Origin of the sequence: uncultured Cellulomonas sp., assembly GCF_947494015.1 — a bacterium.
Classification (GTDB): domain Bacteria; phylum Actinomycetota; class Actinomycetes; order Actinomycetales; family Cellulomonadaceae; genus Pengzhenrongella.
Genome location: NZ_CANLTL010000002.1, coordinates 150,179 through 167,819, shown reverse-complemented (window position 1 = coordinate 167,819; position 17,641 = coordinate 150,179). Strand labels below are relative to the sequence as shown.

The window sequence follows — 17,641 nt, the reverse complement described above, 5'->3', positions numbered from 1 at the left end:
CCATGCCCACCACCACGTCCACGCCCGCCACCGGCCGCGGCACCGTCGCGGCGAGCCCCGGCTCGTTCCTCCAGGGGTTCGACTGGCGCCGCTACATCATCTACATCGGCTTCGCCCTCGTCTTCGTCGCCTTCGCGGTGACTCTCGGCGACGACGGCTTCCTGACCGCCAACAACCTGCTCAACATCGTGCGGCAGTCGGCGATCATCGCGATCATCGCCGTGGGCGTGACCTACGTGATCGCGTGCGCGGAGATCGACCTGTCCGTCGGGTCCACCGCAGGGTTGGCCAGCGTGGTCACCGCGATGGCGATCTCCGACTACGGCCTCGTGGCCGGCATCGTCGCCGGGCTGCTGGTGGGCGTCGTCGTGGGGTCGATCAACGGCGCACTGGTCAGCCTGCTCAACATCCCGTCCTTCCTGGTCACCCTCGGCATGCTGGGCATCGCCGTCGGGATCGCCCAGTGGATCACCCAGTCCGCCCCGCAGCCGATCCTCGACCCCACCTACAACCTCGTCTTCGGCGGTGGCAACTTCGGGCCTGTGCCCGGGTTGCTGGGGTGGATGGCGATCGTCGTGGTCATCGGCGCCGTCGGCCTGGCCAAGACGCGCTTCGGACGGAAGGTCCTGGCGACCGGCGGCAACCGGATGGCCGCCGAGTTCACCGGGATCAACACCCGGCGGATCAAGTTCCAGGTCCTGGTGATCTCCTCCGTGCTGGCCGCCCTGGCCGGCATGCTCTACGCCGGCCGGCTCGAGTCCGGACGCTTCCAGTGGGGCAGCGGCGACGAGCTGTCCGCCATCGCGGCGGTCATCCTCGGCGGCACCAGCCTCTTCGGCGGCGCCGGCTCCGTCGTGGGGACCCTCGTGGGCGCCCTGCTGATCGGCCTGATCAACAACGGGCTCGTGCTCGCCGGGCTGGACACCAGCCAGCAGCAGGTCGTCCGGGGCGTCATCATCATCCTCGCGGTGGCCCTGGCGAGGCGGAAGTGAACGGCAAGCCGCTGCGCCACGGCATCGTCGGCACGGGGTTCATGGCCGACGTCCATGCCCGCGCGGTCCGCCGGGGCGCAGGAGTGGTCACCCTCGTGGCCGGCAGCACCCCGGAGCGGGGGCAGTCCGCCGCGGCACGGCTCGGCGCCGAGGCCGCGTCCGCCGACGCGGCCGAGCTCGTGGCCTCGGACGACGTCGACGTCGTCCACGTCTGCACACCGAACGACACGCACGCGTCGCTGGTGCGCCTGGCGCTGGCGGCCGGCAAGCACGTCGTGTGCGAGAAGCCGCTCGCGACCGACCCCGCCGACGCGGCCGAGCTCGAACGGCTCGCCGCCGAGGCGGACGTCGTCGCCGCCGTCCCGTTCGTCTACCGCTTCTACGCCACCGTCCGGCACGCCCGGGCCATGGTGGCCCGCGGCGACGTGGGGACACTGTGGCTGCTGCACGGCTCGTATCTGCAGGACTGGCTGGCCGCAGCCTCGGGCACGAACTGGCGGGTGGACGCGGCGCGCGGCGGGGCGTCGCGGGCGTTCGGTGACGTGGGCATCCACTGGTGCGACCTCATGGAGTTCGTCACCGGGCACCGCATCACGGCTCTGACCGCACGGACCGCCGTGGTGCACCCGGAGCGCGCCGGTCGTGCGGTGACGACCGAGGACGGCGCCTCGGTGCTCTTCGAGACGGACCGCGGAGCGACCGGCTCGCTCGTCGTCTCCCAGGCCTCGCCGGGACGCAAGAACCGCCTCGCGTTCTCCTTCGACGGGACGCTCGCCTCCCTGGCCTTCGACCAGGAGCGCCCCGAGGAGCTGTGGGTGGGCGGCACGGACGTGAACCGCACCGTCCTGCGGGACCCCGCCGCACTGGAACCGGCCGCCGCCCCCTACGCCGTCCTTCCGGCGGGGCACCCGCAGGGCTACCAGGACAGCTTCGACGCCTTCGTGGCCGACGTCTCGCGCCGGGTCCGCGGCGAGGACGTGCCCGGCCTGCCGACCTTCGCCGACGGCGCCCGCGCCGCTCGGATCACTGACGCGGTGGTGCGCTCGTCGCGCACCCGGACCTGGGTGGAGGTACCCGTATGACCGACACGTTCTTCGATCCGCACCAGCGGGCGACCGTCGCCGCGGCGATGGCCCGGATGATCCCCACCGACGACACGCCCGGCGCGGCGGAGGCCGGGACGATCGACTTCCTCGACCGCTACCTGTCCGGTCCCCGGTACGTCTACGCGACCCCGGACGGCAGCGGCTTCGAGACCCTCTCCGGGCGCCGGCGCGACGCCTGGACGCGCCGCATCGAGCTCGTCCGGGAGCGGTACGTCGCCGGCATCCAGGCACTGGACGCCGCGGCCCGCAAGCGCGGGGCCGACTTCGTCGACCTCGACCCCGACGCGCAGGACGACGTCCTGCGCGAGGTCGAGCGCCCCGAGGGGCGTGAGCAGGAGGCCGACCTGGCCCGCAGCCAGGTCACCCTGTACGGCGCCCCGGTCGAGACGGCTCTGCAGCAGACGAGCGCAGAGGTCGACCTCGGCTTCATCCCGCTGCTCGCCCTGCACACCCGCCAGGGCTTCTACTCCGACCCGGTATACGGCGGCAACCGGGACCACGTCGGCTGGCAGGTGATCGGGTTCCCCGGTCCCGCCAACCTCGCGGAGGTCCATCAGGGCCGCTACACGACCATCGACTACTTCGCCGAGAACCGGGTGCACCCCGGCACGGAGGACTGACCGACATGAGCCGCACGACCAACCACGACCGCACCGACGTCCTGATCATCGGGGCCGGCGCCTCCGGCGCCACCGCCGCCAAGGTCCTCACCGAGCGTGGGTTGCGCGTGGTCGCCCTCGAGAAGGGCCCCTGGCGCACCAAGGAGAGCTTCAGCGGCGACGAGCTCGCCAGCATCAACAGGTACGACCTATGGCCGGACCCGCTGCTCAACCCGCGGACCGTGCGCGACGGCGTCGACGAGGAGACCAGGACCGAGCTGTTCTGCCCCGTGCCGCAGATGGTCGGTGGTGGGACGGTGCACTGGCAGGGCTGGTTGCCGCGTTTCACCGAGGACGACTTCCGCTTCCACAGCATCGTCGGGGACGTGGCCGGCGCCTCGCTCGCGGACTGGCCCATCACCTACGCCGAGCTCGAGCCCTACTATACCGCTGTCGAGTGGGCGTTCGGGGTCTCCGGCAAGGCCGGGGCCAACCGGTACGAGTCGTTCCGGTCCAAGGGCTACCCGTGCCCGCCGATGCCGATGTCGCGGTACGCCGAGAAGTACCACGCGGGCGCCGCGAAGCTCGGCTGGAACACCTTCCCGACCCCGCAGGCCGCCCTGTCCCAGCCGTTCGACGGTCGCCCCGCGACGGTCCTCAGTGCGTTCGCGCAGCAGCACGGCGACCCGTCCGGAACCCGCTCGAGCGCCCTCAACGTCTTCGTCCCCCACGCGGTGGCCACCGGCCGGTACGACCTGCGCCCGGAGAGCTACGTCCGGGAGATCACCGTCGACGCGCGCGGACGCGCCAAGGGCGCCGTCTACGAGGACGCCCAGGGCCGCCTGCACGAGCAGGAGGCCGACGTCGTCGTCCTGGCCTGCGGGGCGGTGGAGACGGCCCGCCTCATGCTGCTGTCCACCTCGGCGCAGCACCCGCACGGTCTGGGGAACGAGAACGACCTCGTGGGTCGCAACGTCACGTTCCACGAGTTCAGCTCGGCGGTCGGCACATTCGACGACCCGATCTACGCGTGGGCCGGTGGCGGCTACGTCAGCGCGAGCTCGTTCGAGTTCTACGGGCACGACGACAGCCGAGGCTTCGCCGGCGGCGGGCACCTGGCGACGTCGGGCGTCGGGATCCCGCTGCCCATCAACTGGTCCCTCCCGGACCGTCCGGCATGGGGAGCGGAAGCCAAGCGGGTCGACCGGGAGTTGTTCAACCACTCCATGGCCGCGTCCATGGTCGTCCACGACCTGCCGCAGCACGACAACCGGGTCGACCTGGACGACACGGTCGTCGACGACTGGGGCCTCCCGGTCGCGCGCATCACCCTCACCCCGCACGAGAACGACCTCGCGATGGGCCGGTTCCTCATCGACCGCAGCGCGGAGATCCTCGAGGCCGCCGGCGCGACGAGCGTGCAGAAGGTCTACCCCGAGCGCATCACCGGGAACTGCTCGCACCAGCACGGGACCACCCGCATGGGCGACGACCCGGGCACGTCGGTCCTCGACCGGGACTGCCGGGCGCACACCGTGGAGAACCTCTTCGTCGTCGACGGCGGCCCGTTCCCGACCGGCACCGGGGCCAACCCCACGCTCACGATCATGGCCAACGCCTGGCGGGTGGCCGAGCGCATCGCGGACGGCCGCGACGCGGGCAGCCGGAGCTGACGGCCGACGCCGAGGCGTGCCCGGGCGAGGCGGTGAGGACCGCGACGCCCGGGCACGCGCGCAGCTCGATGACTCCCGGGTGCGGGTCCCGTACGGCGAGCACCGGCGGCTCAGGGGACGTGGCCTGCATGACCCGCCCCGGCAGCCGCGGGCACGTACAGGCCCTCCCGGTAGGCATGCACGGCCGCGAGCGTCCGCGTGGAGACCGCCAGCTTGGCCAGCAGGTGCTCGATGTGCGCCGCGACCGTGCGTGGGGCCACCACCAGTGCACGGGCGATCTCCTGGTTCGAGGACCCGTCGACCAGGAGCCCGAGCACCTCCAGCTCCCGGGGCGTCAGACCGTGCAGGTCAGGCCCGGACGACAGCACCACCGCACCCACCACGAGCGCCGGCACGTCGTCGGGTGCGGCGAGCACCGTGACGCGCGTGTGCCCGTCGGGGGCATGCCGGCCACCCAACGGCCACACGAAGGCCAGGTAGACCTGCCCGTCCGCGATCCGCTCGCGAGCCACGGCCAGAACTGGAGAGCCGACCCCGAGCAGCGGGTCGTCGGCCAGGCCCGGCAGTCGTCGGGTGAGGCCGTCCAGGAGGAGCACTGTCCCGGCAGTCGCCCCGTGGACCAGGCGTGCGGTGATGAGCAGGGAGTGCATCGGGCGAACCGGTTCTGGAGCCACGGCGCCGGCGTGGGGGGACGTCTTCGCCCGCGGAGCGACGAGCGGCGCTGCAGCCGGCCGAGGGACGGGGGCCTCATCGCGCCGCCTGGGGCATCCCCGGGCGCGGCTATCGGGGCCCGGAGAAACCCTCGGTACGTGTTCCCGCACGGTCGCCCCGCTGCGGCGGACGCCTGGCGCGGGCGTCCGTCGGCCGCCTCGGTCATCGAGTGATCGCGCGGCGGCGAGGGGGAGAGGTTCCCGGCCACGGGGCGCCTCGTGAGCCTCCCGTCACGGAGGCAGATGCTCAGCGCGGACGAAGACCGCTGCAGGTCCCGCGGACCACCGTGCGGTCCGTTCGTGGCCGCCCGGTGGGCGCCATGTCGTCGACGACCGAGCCTACCCGCGTCGTGACGGGGGCGCGCGGCGGCGATGTCGCGCCGGCAGGACTGCGCGCCGCACTCGGCCGACGGCGATCCGACATGCCTCCGGCCCGGCAACACGTGTCGCCGAGCCGGAGGCAGGCGAGGCCGTGGCGAGCGGGCCGGCCGTCTTCGGGCTCAGCTGTCCCGCGTGGCCGCGGTCACGGCTTCAGGATGATCTTCTCGCAGTCGTCCTCCTTGTTCTTGAAGATGTCGTAGCCGTGCGGGGCCTCGGCCAGGGGCAGCCGATGGGTGATCACCCGCGTGGGGTCGATCTCGCCTCGCTCGATCCGGTCCAGCAGCGGGCGCATGTACCGCTGGACGTGGCACTGCCCGGTCCGGAGGGTCAGCGACCGGTTCATCCAGGCCCCGGCCGGGAACTTGTCGACCAGACCGCCGTAGACGCCGATGACCGAGACGACGCCGCCGCTGCGGCAGGCCATGATCGCCTGACGCAGGGCGTGCGGCCGGTCGCTCTCGGAGCGCGTCGCCTGCTTGAGCCGGTCGTACAGGTGGATGTGGGCGGCGCCGTGCGTCGCCTCCATGCCGACGGCGTCGATGCATTTGTCCGGTCCCCGGCCGCCGGTCAGCTCGAGCAGCGCGGACCGGACGTCGACCTGGTCGAAGTCGATGGTGGCATACCCCTGGTCGGCGGCCATCGACAAGCGGTAGGGCTCCTTGTCGATAGCCACGACCTGGGCCGCGCCGAGCACCCGGGCGCTGTCCATCGCGAACTGTCCCACGGGCCCCGCCCCCCAGACGGCGACGACGTCCCCGGGCTGGATGTCGCACATCTCGGCGCCCATGTAGCCGGTCGGGAGGATGTCTGACAGGAAGAGGACCTGCTCGTCGCTGAGGTCGGACTCGATCCGCAGCGGGTTGACGTCCGCGAAGGGGACGCGGGCGTACTGCGCCTGCCCACCGGCGAACCCGCCGGTGAGGTGGGAGTACCCGAAGATGCCCGCGGTCGGGTGCCCGAACATCTTCTCCGCGATGCCCGCGTTGGGGTTGGTGTTCTCGCAGCACGAGTACAGCTCGGCTCGGCAGGCGGCGCACGCCCCGCAGGCGATGGGGAAGGGGACGACGACGCGGTCCCCGACCCGTAGCCGCGAGGCGTCCACCCCGGGCCCGACCTCGACGACCTCGCCCATGAACTCGTGCCCCATGACGTCGCCCTCCTGCATGGTCGGCACGTAGCCGTCCAGGAGGTGCAGGTCCGACCCGCAGATCGCCGTCGAGGTGATCCGCACGATCGCGTCCCTGCTGTTCAAGATGCGCGGGTCCGGGACGTCCCGGACCTCGACCTTGTTCGGCTTCACCCAGCAGTTCGCCTTCACGCCTGGATCTCCCTCCACTCGTCCTCGGTCAGCGGCTGTGCCGGACGCTGCGGGAACTCCTTGCGTGCCCGCTTGCCCCACGGGGCGCCGTCGGAGCGGACCACCTCGCCCGTCTCCATCACCTGCTTGAACCGGCGCAGGTCGTCGTCGAGCTGCTGGGACGGCTCCTCGCCGAAGTACTTCGCCACCGCCTTGCCCAGCGGCCCGGCAGGCGCGTCGTAGCGCAGCGTCACGCGCACCTCGGTGCCGCGGCCGCCGGGCGCCGGCGCGAAGATCACCTCCCCGGCGTTGTCGATGTCGGCACCCTCGACGGATCGCCACGCGATCCGTTCCGCGGTGACCTCGTCCACGATCTCGGCGTCCCACTCGACTGTCGTGTCGAAGGGCGCGCTCGCCTTCCAGTGGCTGGTCCGCGGCCCGGTGGTGCGGACGTCGTCGAGGTGGGCCATGAAGGTGGCCAACCGTTCCAGGTCGCGCCAGAAGGCGTACACGTCCTCGACCGGCCGCGTCACGGTGGTCGTGGCGGTCAGTTCCATGGGCTGCTCCTGTGTGGGGGAGTCGGGTCAGACCAAGACAAGGCCCACCGGCATGTCGACTGCCATGGGTCGTTCGACCGATATCGCGGGAACGCGATGGGCAGCGGGGCCCGACACGACGGGGCACCCAGCCGCCGCAGACATCGGAGACGGAATGGGCATGTCTGCCGATACCGGACCGGACCCGCACGGGAGTCCAATGGCTGCCCCAACCCGTGCCCCGACCGGTGGGGTCGCCACGACGAGGAGGCATCATGAAGGCAGTCGTCTACGAGGGACCGCGGCAGGTCAGCGTCAAGGACGTCCCGGACGCCCGGATCGAGCGGCCGACCGACGTCCTGGTGCGGATCACCTCCGCGAACATCTGCGGCTCGGACCTGCACATGTACGAGGGGCGGACCGACTTCGAGACGGGCCGCTCGTTCGGGCACGAGAACCTCGGGCAGGTGATCGAGGTCGGCGACGGCGTCGACAAGGTCCAGGTGGGCGACTGGGTCGTCCTGCCGTTCAACATCGCCTGCGGCCACTGCAAGAACTGCGAGCGTCAGCTGACGAACTACTGCCTGACCGCACAGCCCGAGCCCAGCATGGCCGGCGCCGCGTACGGGTTCGCCGACATGGGTCCGTACGCGGGTGGACAGGCGGAGCTGCTGCGCGTGCCGTGGGGTGACTTCAACTGCCTGCGGCTCGGGGAGGACGCCGAGCAGCGCCAGACCGACTACGTGATGCTCTCCGACATCTTCCCCACCGGGTACCACGCCACCGAGATGGCGGGCGTGAAGCCCGGCGACCAGACGGTCATCTTCGGTGCGGGACCGGTGGGTCTGATGGCCGCGCTCTCGGCGACGATCCGCGGCGCCGGCAAGGTGATGGTCGTCGACCGGCAGCCCGACCGGCTCCGGCTGGCCGAGTCGATCGGGGCGATCGCGATCGACGACTCCACGGTCGACCCGGTGCAAGCGGTTCTCGACCAGACGATGGGGCTGGGCGCCGACAACGGCTGCGAGTGCGTCGGCTACCAGGCGCACGAGCCCGACGGCCAGGAGCAGGCGAACCTGACGATGAACCGCCTCGTCGCCTCGGTGCGCTTCACCGGGAAGATCGGCACGGTCGGCGTCTTCGTGCCGCAGGACCCCGGGGCGAACGACGAGCTCGCCAAGCAGGGAAAGCTCGCCTTCGACTTCGGCATGTTCTGGTTCAAGGGCCAGCACATCGGTAGCGGCCAGGCGCCGGTCAAGAAGTACAACCGGCAGCTGCGCGACCTCATCGCGGGAGGCAAGGCGGAGCCGTCGTTCATCGTCAGCCACGAGCTGCCGCTCGACCGGGCACCGGAGGCCTACGAGCACTTCGACAAGCGGGACGACGGCTGGACCAAGGTCGTCCTGCACCCCGGGCAGGGGGCCTGACATGGCCGGGACGCTGGAGGGACGCAGGGTCGCCATCCTGGCGGCCGACGGGGTGGAGCGGGTCGAGCTGGAAGAGCCGCGCAAGGCGCTGGACGACGCCGGTGCGCGCACGGTCGTCCTCTCCATCAGCCCCGGGGAGATCCAGGCCCGCAACAACGACCTGGAGGACGCGGGCGTGTTCGGCGTGGACGAGCTGGTCAGCGGCGCGTCACTCGACGACTACGACGCGCTCCTCCTGCCGGGCGGGACGGTGAACCCGGACAAGCTGCGGATGGAGCCCGCCGCGGTGCAGTTCGTCCGGGACTTCGTCCGGTCGGGCAAGCCGGTCGCCTCGATCTGCCACGGCCCGTGGAACTTCGTCGAGGCCGACGTCGCACGCGGACGGCGCCTGACCTCCTGGCCGAGCGTGCGCACCGACCTGCGCAACGCCGGCGCCGAGGTGGTGGACGAGGAGGTCGTCACCGACGGCAACATCACCACGAGCCGGTCACCGGACGACCTCCCCGCCTTCTGCGAGCGCATCGTGCAGGAGTTCGCCCGGGCGCCGCAGTCCCCTGGCACGGGAGGCACGGCATGAGCGCCGCGGCCGGGAAGGTCGCCGTCGGGGCCGTCGTCGCCATCGGAGCCGTGGGAGCCGTCCGCCTGGCGCGGTCGGCCGTCGATCCGTCCGGTGGCGGGCCGGCAGGCACGGGCACGTCGGCGTCCGGGTGGCTCGCGGTGACCCTGTTCGTCGAGCCGTCCGAGGTCGACAGCGCCCGGCTCCCCGAGCCCCTGGCGGCGTTCGGCGACCGGATCGAGACCCGGGTCCGCCCGGCCCCCGGTGGCAAGGGCACCGAGCTGGCCGCCCGGCTGCGCGACCAGCCGTCGACGGGCACCGTCGTCGGTCGCCTCAGCGGCCAGGATCCGCAGGCCGACCTGCGGTCCGCGCTGCGCCGGGCCAAGCAGCTGATCGAGGTCGGGGAGGTGCTGGCGGTGGACCCGGTGCCGCACGGCAGGCGGACGGCGACGCCCGGCGGTGCGCTGCTGGAAGCCTGGACCAAGGTGGCACCCAAGGCAGGTGTGCGATGAAGGCGGTGACCTGGCGGGGCGTCAACGAGATCGGCGTCGAGGACGTCCCGGAGCCCACGATCCACAACGAGCACGACATCATCCTCGAGGTCACCCTCACGGCGACGTGCGGCTCGGACCTGCACCTCATGGGCGGCTACATCCCGGCCATGCGCGCGGGCGACGTGCTCGGGCACGAGTTCATGGGAACGGTCGCCGAGGTCGGCCGTGGCGTCACCAAGCACCGCGTGGGTGACCGGGTGGTCGTGGTGTCCTTCACCAGCTGCGGGCAGTGCTGGTACTGCCGGCAGGGGCTGTGGTCGCTGTGCGACAACGGCAACCCCAACCCGGGGATCACCGAGGCGCTGTGGGGACAGGCCATCGGCGGCTGCTACGGGTACTCCCACGCACTCGGCGGGTGGGCGGGCAGCCACGCCCCGTACATCCGGGTGCCCTATGCCGACCAGGGGGCGTTCGCGATCCCCGACGGCGTCTCCGACGAGCGGGCCCTGTTCGCCTCCGACGCGGCACCCACCGGCTGGACCGGCGCGCACGGGGCGGAGGTGCGGCCCGGTGACGTCGTCGCGGTGTGGGGTGCCGGGGGAGTGGGACAGATGGCGGCCCGCGCCGCGATGCTCATGGGGGCCGAGCGGGTCGTCGTGATCGACCGGTTCGACAACCGGCTCGAGCAGGTCCGCACGCACATCGGCGCCGACACGCTCGACTACGAGCAGGTCGACGTCCCGGCGGAGCTGCGGGAGATGACCGGTGGCCGCGGACCGGACGTCTGCATCGAGGCCGTGGGCATGGAGGCGCACAGCCCGGGTCCGCAGTACCTGTACGACCAGGTCAAGCAGCAGATGCGGCTGCAGACCGACCGGACCCCGGCGGTGCGCGAGGCGATCTACGCGTGCCGCAAGGGCGGGACCGTGTTCACCCTGGGGGTGTTCGCCGGCCTGGTGGACAAGTTCCCGCTCGGCGCCGTGATGAACAAGGCGCTGACCCTGCGCGGCGCCCAGCAGCACGGGCACCGCTTCATCCCGGAGATCCTCGAGCGCATGAGCCGGGACGAGGTGCGGACCGAGCACCTCGCCACCCACGTCATGCCGCTGGACGACGGGCCGACGGGCTACCGGATGTTCAAGGAGAAGGAGGACGGGTGCGTCCGGGCGGTGTTCCGGCCGGGCGCGTGAGGGGCCGCAGGGCGGAGGGCCTGGGGCCCGGCGCGGAGCCGGTCGGCCGGCCCGCGCCGGGCCCGCGCCGGCCCCGTGCCGGGCGCGACGTCCGAGGCGGGCCGGACGCCCGTCGGCCTGGCGGGAGCCACCACGGTGAGTGACGCACGGGGGAGCTCGGGGGCCGATCCGGACCCGCGGCCGACGATCCTGTCGTGGCGCCGCCTGCTGATCTGTCTCGGTGGCGGCCTGGTCGCCGGAGCCCTGGCCGCGGTCCTCGGCGTCCCGGGGACCGCCGTGCTCCTCGGGTGGGTCGTCGCCGCCGGCGCCCTGCTGGTCTGGGTCTGGCAGATCAGCTGGCCGCGCGACCCGGGAGGGACCAAGCATCTCGCCGAGGAGGAGGGGCGGACCCGAGTCACGGACACGGTCGTGCTGGGCGCGGCGGTGGCGAGCCTGGCCGCCGTCGTGGAGGGGCTTGTCCGCTCCGGGACGAGGGACGCCGTCGGGGTGCTCACCGTGCTGCTCGCCGTCCTTGTGGTCATCCTGTCGTGGGCGCTGGTCAACACGGTCTTCGCCCTCAAGTACGCGCGTCTGTACTACTCGGGCGGGGACGGTGGCATCGACTTCCACCAGGAGCAGCCTCCCGCCTACAGCGACTTCGCGTACGTCGCCTTCACCGTCGGCATGTCCTTCGCCGTGCCGGAGACGCCGCTCGTGGACACGCGGATCCGCAAGGTCGGGCTGGGGCACGCCCTCATGTCCTACCTCTTCGGCACCGTGGTGATCGCCGTGGCCGTGAACCTCGTGACCGACCTGGGGCAGTCGTCGTGAGCCGCGGCTGCCGAGACCTGCCCGTCGCGGACGCCCGGAGGTAGTCGTGCTCGCCGTGGTGGTCGGTCTGCTGCTGGTGGGGCTCGTGACTGGGGACGCCGTGCTCACCGTGCTGCACCCCACGCGTCGTGGCCCGCTGACGCTCGTGACCGGTGCGGCCGTCTGGACGACGGCGCGGGCCCTTGCCCGGGCCGTCGGACGTCCCGGCCTGCTGGCTGGGGCCGGGATGCTGGCCGTCGTCGCGGTCTTCGCCGTCTGGACGGCGCTGATGTGGCTCGGCTGGGCCCTGGTCTACCTGCCCAACCTCGGTGACTTCTCGTTCGACAGCGCGGTTCCCTACGGCGACCGGGGGCTGGCCGAGGCGCTGTACCTGAGCGGGATGTCGCTGACGACGGTGGGGTACGGCGACGTCGTCGGGGCCACCGACCCGATGCGGTTGGCCACCGTCGCCGAGGCCGCCGCCGGATTCGGTCTCATGACCGCAGCGATCACCTACGTCCTGTCGATCTACCCGCTGACGACCGACGTCCGCAGCGCCGCACGGATGGTCTCGACGCAAGCGGGCGACACCGCTCGGGCCACGCGGCTGGTCGTCCTGGGCGGGGCCTCGTACCTCCAGGACCTCCAGCACGACCTGCTGACCATCGACGAGAACTTCGAGCGCTTCCCCTTCCTGTACTACTTCCGGGCCAAGGACCCCGACGCATCACTCCACACGTTGATGCACGGAGCCACGGTGGTCTGCCTGGCGGCGCGCTGGGGCGTCAGCGCGGAGTCGACCCCTCACGCACGGCTCCTCGGGGACGAGCTGCAGCTGCGGCTGGAGCGGGTCATGGCTCACTACGCGACCCGCTTCCTCATGCGCGCCCGGGAGCCGCTTGGCGAGTCTCTCGACCCGGACGACGCGCGGAGGCGACTGGAGCGACTGCGCCGCGCAGCCGGCGCCGACGGCGCGGAGCCCGTCGTGGACGAGACCGACCTTCGCCGTTTCGCGCTCTTCCTCGGGCGGTCCCAGGCGTTCCTCGACGACCTCGCCGAGCACCACCTCCTGCCTCCTGCACAGGTGCTCGGCGACGGCTGAGGAGCGGCGCCGCCGGTCAGGTCGTCGGGGTACGGCTCGACCACGGCGCGATCCGCTCGTCTCGCGAGGACGTGACGTGCGGAGGTCCGTGGTCGGCGTGCGTCGCTCAGGGTGGCTTCGTGGCCGGCGGCCGAGCGGCCCCGTGCCGCACGGCCGCGGGATCGGGGGCGGCGTGATGCGCCCGCGGGCAGGGCGGCGCGGGGACGTAGAGGCCGTCCCGCTCGGCGCGGACCGCGGCGAGTGTCCGGGTCGGTGTGCCCAGCTTCACCAGCACGTGCTCGACATGGGCGGCCACAGTTCGCGGGGCGACGACCAGCCGGTGGGCGATCTGCTGGTTCGAGCACCCCTCGGTCAGGAGGCCCAGCACCTCCAGCTCTCGTGGGGTGAGCCCGCGCAGGTCGGCCGCCGGTGAGAGCAGGGCCACGGCTGTCAGGTCGGGCGGCGCGTCCTCGGGCGCGGCCAGGACGGTCACGCGCACGTGCCCGTCGGGGGCGTGGGCGCCGCCCAGCGGCCAGACGAAGGTGCAGTAGACCTGCCCGCCGCCGATCCGGTCCCGTGCGGCGGCCAGGACGGGCGAGCCCGGGGCCAGCAGCCCATCCGTCCGCAGGCCGGGCAGTGCCTCGCAGCCGCCGCCCGCGCGAAGAACTGCGCCGGCTGTGGCGCCACGGACGAGGCGTGCGCCGGCGAGCAGGGAACGCATGGGATCGATCCCGTGCGCGAACACCGGAGCGAGCCGCGCGAGTCGGCGCCGGGTCTCCGGCGACGGCGGCCGGCGACTGCCGGACAGCACGGCCAGGTGGCCCACGTGCCGCCCGCCGGGGGCGAACAGGGCGAGGCCGAGACCTTCGTGGATGCCGGACGGGATCAGGCACTCGGCCCAGGTCGGGAGCTCCTCGGCGGGGTATGGAAGGTCCGACGGGCCCAACGGCGGACGCTTGCGGTCGGTGCCGGTCACCTCGATGTCATGGGCGATCTGCGGGCCGGACAGGAACTCCACCGCCGGGGCGTCCAGGTCGACGGTGACCAGCGAGCGGTACCCCTCGGCCAGGGGGTCGGCGATGGCCAGGAAGGCTGCGTCGAACGGGACCGTCCGGCGCAGCACCTCGAGCAGCGCCTGCGCGCGGTCGGAGGTCGTCGTGGCGGCCGCGGTCTCGGCCAGCAGGAGCTCGTCGGCTCCGTACGAGCGCATGGTGCCCCCCGGCAGTCAGCGGCAGCGGGACGACTGTGCCGTGACCGAGCCGCTGCTCGACCGACCGGAGGTCACGGCGATGCAGTCATACCGCACCATCGGGCCGTCCACCGCTCGAACGAGTGAGGTGGCTCACAGGCGGCTGCCGCGTGCCCGTGGGCCTGTGTGGACGTGCGCACGGGTTCGAGGTGGGCGCCCGCATCCGGGCGCGCGACGGTGGGACGGGGGTTGAGCGGGAACCGGGCTGGCCTCATGCTGTCGCCACCGTCGAGGGCGAGCGTTCACATTCGCGGGCTCCGTGCCGATGGTGAGCGACGAGGCCGACCGGGCCTCGCGATGAGATCGTCCGGAGGGCTCGAATGGCCAGGCATGTCCCCGACCACCGTGCATTCGCTGCCCGCGCCGCTCCGGTGACGGCGGTGATGCAGGGCCTGGCGGCGGTCGTGGATCGGCGGTCCCACGCTGCAGCCCGGCTCTCGCCCGCCGCGGCGGTCGTCGTCCTGGCCACGATGCTGGCCATCGTCTGGGCGGTGGTCTCGGTCGCGGGCACCAGGACCGCTCTGCCCCATCTGTTCTATCTGCCGATCATGCTGAGCGCGATGATGCTCGGTGCCCGCGGTGCTGTGCCGACCGCCGTCGCCGCGGCGATCCTGTGCGGACCCCTCATGCCGATCGACTCGGCCACCGGCGCTGCCCAGAGTGTCGCGGGGTGGAGCCTGCGCGGTGCCATGTTCCTGTGCGTGGGCCTCGTCGTCAGCGCGGCGCTGGCCTCGCGCGAGCGGCGCATCGGCCAGGAGGTCACCGGGGCGATGAGCAGCGTGCTCTTCCCGACCGGGTCACGTGCGGCCGAGATCGCCCTGGTGCCCCTGGTCGCGGGCGTGCTCGAGCGGCGGGAGTTCCACCCCGTGTTCCAGCCGATCTACTCGTTCAACGACGGCCGCCTGGTGGCGGTGGAAGCCCTGACGCGCTTCGACACGGTGCCCCGACGCCCACCCGACGCCTGGTTCGCCGCCGCCCGGTGCGCCGGCTTGCGGGTCGAGCTGGAGGTCGCGGCCATCGAGTCCGCCCTGGAGGCGAGCGGAAGCCTCGAGGGTGTCCCGCTGTCGGTCAACGCGTCACCGACCACGCTGATCCACCCGGCGCTGCGTGACCTGGTCCAGAAGCACACGGACCGGCCGCTGACGATCGAGCTCACCGAGCACGACGCGGTGGACGACTACGCGGCGCTCCTGGAGAGCATCGGCGACCTGCGCCGCCTCGGCGTCCTGCTGGCAGTGGACGACGCCGGTGCCGGTGTGTCCAGCGTGCGTCACATCGTCCAGCTGTGCCCGGACGTCATCAAGCTGGACGCAAGCCTGGCCCAGGGTGTCGCGACGAACCGCACGCTGATGGCGATGGGGCAGTCGATCCTCGACTTCGCCCGCCGGTCCGGGGCCAGGCTCGTGGTCGAGGGCATCGAGGAGATGGCGGATCTGCAGGCCTGGGCCGCCATGGGTGCCGACGCCGTCCAGGGGTACGTCGTCGGACGACCCGGTCCGCTGCCCGCCGCGATTCCTCACCCGACGCTGGTCCGACTCGCGAACCAGCGGTCACGCGCCGGGGCCCCGCTGCCGACCGTGGCCATGCCCAGGCCGGCGCGAGCCCACACCGAGGCGACCCGCTGAGCAGCCGCGCCGGTGCCCGCCCAGGCGACGGTGTGTCCGCAGCTCGGTGCCCTCGCAGGATCGGACACGGTGTGCGACGGCACCCCTGTCCCTGGCGGCGACCGCGAACCGACGGCATGGGAACGAGCCTCCGGCCGAAGCCCGCCGCCGGCCCCTGCCATCGGGACAGCGGGCGCTCGCCCGCTACGTCGGCGGCGGCACGACCATCCGTCGGTCGTCCGGCAGCCGCCGGGTGAGCCGGGCGCGGTCCAGGTGCTCCAGCAGGGGCAGCACGACGCGGCGGCTGGTCGCCAGGCGCGACCGCGCCTCGCTGGCGGTGAACGGCTGCGGGAGCTGCGCGAGCTCGTCCACCGCACGCCGGTCGGCGTCGGGCATCAGCACGATGCCCGGCGCCAGCCGGAGCAGCCGTCCGGCCCTCGCCGCCGCGGCGACCCCCGCCGCGTCGAGCCCCAGGTCACCGAGCCGGTCGGCGGTGGGTGCCTGGAACGGGTGCTCGGCGAGGTCGCCGGCCAGCGTCGCCAGCGCGCGCTCGAGCCCCGCCGGGAGTCCGTCGACGGCCGTCACCCGGCCGCCCTCGACCCGCAGCGGCGCGCGGACCACGGCGGCGACGAGGTCGGGCGACGGCAGGCCGACCCGGTCGGCGAGCACCGTGAGCGGCAGACCGCGGTCCAGCGGGTGCGCGCGGTCGTGCTCGGTGAGGGCCTCGCGCACCTGGTGGGCGGCCTGCTCCGCCCGGTCCGCGCTCATCACCCAGCGTCCGGCCCGGACGAGGGACGCCGGCGCCGGGAGGTCGGGGACCCCGATCTGGCGCAGGGTGTCCAGGTCCACCACCGCGCGCCGCCGCACCTCCGAGAGGACGTCGGGGCCGGTCACGGTCTCGAGCACGCGGGCCCGCTCGAGGGCCGCCCCGCGCCGGCGCAGCGGCGGCGGCAGCGGGTCCAGGACCTGCACGCCCCACACCTGCCGGCTGCCGGGGTCGCGCAGCAGCGCCCGGTCACCCACGTGCAGGGGCAGCGGACGCTGCAGGGTCAGGCGCACCAGGTCCCGGGCCAGGGGCCGGCACCGCGTCGGGAGCGACATGGCGCCGACGTGCAGCATCGGCCGCAGCGGCACCCCGTCCGACCCGCCGGTGAGCCGGACGTCCACGACCTGGGTCCAGCGGTGCGCACCGGGCGTGGTCAGGTTGCTGGTGCGGTCGAGATCGGTGACGTCGCCGGAGACGTTGAGCGCCACCCGGGCGACCCCGGACACCGACTCGACCGTCCGGCCCAGCGTCTGGACGCCCCGGACCCGGACCGTCCCCGTCCCGGTGCTGAGCCGGTCACCCACGGCGACGGTCCCGGCCGGCAGCGTCCCGGTGACGACCGTGCCCGCGCCGCTGACCGTGAAGCGGCGGTCGACCCACAGCCGCACGCCGGCGTGCGGATCGGCCGCCGGGACCGCGGTGACCAGCTCGACCAGCCGGCTGCGCAGTGCGGGCAGCCCGTCGCCGGTGCGGCTGCTCACCGGCACGACGGGGGCGCCCCGCAGCGACGTGCCGGCCAGCTCGGCCGCCGCCCGGGCGGCGGCCGGGCCGGGGTCGGTGAGGTCGCTGCGCGTGACCGCCACGACGGCGTGCTCGACCCGCAGGGCGTCGAGGGCGGCCAGGTGCTCGGCGGCCTGCGGCATCCACGGGTCGTCGGCCGCGACCACGAACAGCACAGCCGGCACCGGTCCGACGCCGGCCAGCATGGTGGTGATGAACCGCTCGTGACCGGGCACGTCGACGAAGGCGAGATCACCGGCACCGGGCAGGGACGTCCAGGCGTAGCCGAGCTGGATCGACAGGCCGCGCCGCCGCTCCTCCTCCAGGCGGTCCGGATCGGTCCCGGTCAGGGCGCGCACCAGGGACGACTTGCCGTGGTCGACGTGCCCCGCGGTCGCGACGACGTGCACG

Annotated in this window: 16 protein-coding genes; 11 read left to right on the top strand and 5 right to left on the bottom strand. The window is 73.1% G+C overall.

Going from position 1 to position 17,641, the window contains the following annotated elements:
- The first annotated feature begins 2 nt into the window (after positions 1–2).
- From Q0840_RS02615 to Q0840_RS02600, 4 genes are read left to right on the top strand one after another with little or no spacing between them, the layout of a single operon-like run.
- A complete protein-coding gene (locus Q0840_RS02615) occupies positions 3–992 on the top strand; it encodes an ABC transporter permease (protein WP_298455922.1) in 990 nt (329 codons plus the stop codon).
- Complete coding sequence (locus tag Q0840_RS02610) at positions 989–2,074, top strand: Gfo/Idh/MocA family protein (RefSeq protein ID WP_298455919.1); 1,086 nt, start codon at positions 989–991, stop codon at positions 2,072–2,074. Before Q0840_RS02615 ends, Q0840_RS02610 begins: the two co-directional genes overlap by 4 nt.
- Positions 2,071–2,718, top strand: coding sequence for a gluconate 2-dehydrogenase subunit 3 family protein (locus Q0840_RS02605; protein WP_298455916.1), 648 nt, complete (start codon positions 2,071–2,073; stop codon positions 2,716–2,718). Before Q0840_RS02610 ends, Q0840_RS02605 begins: the two co-directional genes overlap by 4 nt.
- Before the next feature lie 5 nt (positions 2,719–2,723).
- Positions 2,724–4,370, top strand: coding sequence for a GMC family oxidoreductase (locus tag Q0840_RS02600; protein WP_298455913.1), 1,647 nt, complete (start codon positions 2,724–2,726; stop codon positions 4,368–4,370).
- Between the two features lie 110 nt (positions 4,371–4,480).
- Here the strand turns inward: Q0840_RS02600 and Q0840_RS02595 are convergent, their stop codons facing one another.
- The 3 genes from Q0840_RS02595 to Q0840_RS02585 form a co-directional block, all read right to left on the bottom strand.
- On the bottom strand, positions 4,481–5,020 hold the full coding sequence (locus tag Q0840_RS02595) for a helix-turn-helix transcriptional regulator (RefSeq protein WP_298455910.1): 540 nt from the start codon (positions 5,018–5,020) through the stop codon (positions 4,481–4,483).
- Positions 5,021–5,603: 583 nt separating this feature from the next.
- Complete coding sequence (locus Q0840_RS02590) at positions 5,604–6,779, bottom strand: zinc-dependent alcohol dehydrogenase (protein ID WP_298455907.1); 1,176 nt, start codon at positions 6,777–6,779, stop codon at positions 5,604–5,606.
- Positions 6,776–7,315, bottom strand: a complete 540-nt coding sequence (locus Q0840_RS02585) for an SRPBCC family protein (RefSeq protein WP_298455904.1) — start codon at positions 7,313–7,315, stop codon at positions 6,776–6,778. The genes Q0840_RS02590 and Q0840_RS02585 overlap by 4 nt, the downstream gene beginning before the upstream one ends.
- A gap of 254 nt (positions 7,316–7,569) precedes the next feature.
- Between Q0840_RS02585 and Q0840_RS02580 the strand changes: the two genes are divergently transcribed.
- From Q0840_RS02580 to Q0840_RS02555, 6 genes are all read left to right on the top strand, one after another.
- Positions 7,570–8,721, top strand: a complete 1,152-nt coding sequence (locus tag Q0840_RS02580) for a glutathione-independent formaldehyde dehydrogenase (RefSeq protein ID WP_298455901.1) — start codon at positions 7,570–7,572, stop codon at positions 8,719–8,721.
- 1 nt (position 8,722) lies between these two features.
- Positions 8,723–9,298: a type 1 glutamine amidotransferase domain-containing protein gene (locus Q0840_RS02575; RefSeq protein ID WP_298455898.1), complete on the top strand. Its 576-nt coding sequence runs from the start codon at positions 8,723–8,725 to the stop codon at positions 9,296–9,298.
- Complete coding sequence (locus tag Q0840_RS02570; RefSeq protein WP_298455893.1) at positions 9,295–9,789, top strand: hypothetical protein; 495 nt, start codon at positions 9,295–9,297, stop codon at positions 9,787–9,789. The genes Q0840_RS02575 and Q0840_RS02570 overlap by 4 nt, the downstream gene beginning before the upstream one ends.
- The gene (locus Q0840_RS02565; RefSeq protein WP_298455890.1) at positions 9,786–10,961 is read left to right on the top strand and encodes a zinc-dependent alcohol dehydrogenase; all 1,176 of its coding nucleotides are present in this window, start codon (positions 9,786–9,788) and stop codon (positions 10,959–10,961) included. Before Q0840_RS02570 ends, Q0840_RS02565 begins: the two co-directional genes overlap by 4 nt.
- A gap of 135 nt (positions 10,962–11,096) precedes the next feature.
- On the top strand, positions 11,097–11,771 hold the full coding sequence (locus Q0840_RS02560) for a DUF1345 domain-containing protein (RefSeq protein WP_298455887.1): 675 nt from the start codon (positions 11,097–11,099) through the stop codon (positions 11,769–11,771).
- Between the two features lie 46 nt (positions 11,772–11,817).
- The gene (locus tag Q0840_RS02555) at positions 11,818–12,852 is read left to right on the top strand and encodes a potassium channel family protein (RefSeq protein WP_298455881.1); all 1,035 of its coding nucleotides are present in this window, start codon (positions 11,818–11,820) and stop codon (positions 12,850–12,852) included.
- 106 nt (positions 12,853–12,958) lie between these two features.
- Here the strand turns inward: Q0840_RS02555 and Q0840_RS02550 are convergent, their stop codons facing one another.
- Positions 12,959–14,041, bottom strand: a complete 1,083-nt coding sequence (locus Q0840_RS02550; protein WP_298455878.1) for a response regulator transcription factor — start codon at positions 14,039–14,041, stop codon at positions 12,959–12,961.
- Between the two features lie 422 nt (positions 14,042–14,463).
- Between Q0840_RS02550 and Q0840_RS02545 the strand changes: the two genes are divergently transcribed.
- Entirely contained in the window at positions 14,464–15,705 is a 1,242-nt protein-coding gene (locus Q0840_RS02545) for an EAL domain-containing protein (RefSeq protein WP_298456566.1), read from the top strand.
- Between the two features lie 183 nt (positions 15,706–15,888).
- Here the strand turns inward: Q0840_RS02545 and Q0840_RS02540 are convergent, their stop codons facing one another.
- On the bottom strand, positions 15,889–17,640 hold the full coding sequence (locus Q0840_RS02540) for a selenocysteine-specific translation elongation factor (protein ID WP_298455876.1): 1,752 nt from the start codon (positions 17,638–17,640) through the stop codon (positions 15,889–15,891).
- Between the last annotated feature and the right edge of the window lies 1 nt (position 17,641).

Bases quoted from the DNA above. Each gene is read 5' to 3' on its own strand.
- Q0840_RS02615 (WP_298455922.1), top strand. From the start codon at position 3: ATGCCCACCACCACGTCCACGCCCGCCACCGGCCGCGGCACCGTCGCG.
- Q0840_RS02605 (WP_298455916.1), top strand. From the start codon at position 2,071: ATGACCGACACGTTCTTCGATCCGCACCAGCGGGCGACCGTCGCCGCG.
- Q0840_RS02600 (WP_298455913.1), top strand. From the start codon at position 2,724: ATGAGCCGCACGACCAACCACGACCGCACCGACGTCCTGATCATCGGG.
- Q0840_RS02595 (WP_298455910.1), bottom strand. From the start codon at position 5,020: ATGCACTCCCTGCTCATCACCGCACGCCTGGTCCACGGGGCGACTGCC.
- Q0840_RS02585 (WP_298455904.1), bottom strand. From the start codon at position 7,315: ATGGAACTGACCGCCACGACCACCGTGACGCGGCCGGTCGAGGACGTG.
- Q0840_RS02580 (WP_298455901.1), top strand. From the start codon at position 7,570: ATGAAGGCAGTCGTCTACGAGGGACCGCGGCAGGTCAGCGTCAAGGAC.
- Q0840_RS02575 (WP_298455898.1), top strand. From the start codon at position 8,723: ATGGCCGGGACGCTGGAGGGACGCAGGGTCGCCATCCTGGCGGCCGAC.
- Q0840_RS02570 (WP_298455893.1), top strand. From the start codon at position 9,295: ATGAGCGCCGCGGCCGGGAAGGTCGCCGTCGGGGCCGTCGTCGCCATC.
- Q0840_RS02565 (WP_298455890.1), top strand. From the start codon at position 9,786: ATGAAGGCGGTGACCTGGCGGGGCGTCAACGAGATCGGCGTCGAGGAC.
- Q0840_RS02550 (WP_298455878.1), bottom strand. From the start codon at position 14,041: ATGCGCTCGTACGGAGCCGACGAGCTCCTGCTGGCCGAGACCGCGGCC.
- Q0840_RS02545 (WP_298456566.1), top strand. From the start codon at position 14,464: ATGCAGGGCCTGGCGGCGGTCGTGGATCGGCGGTCCCACGCTGCAGCC.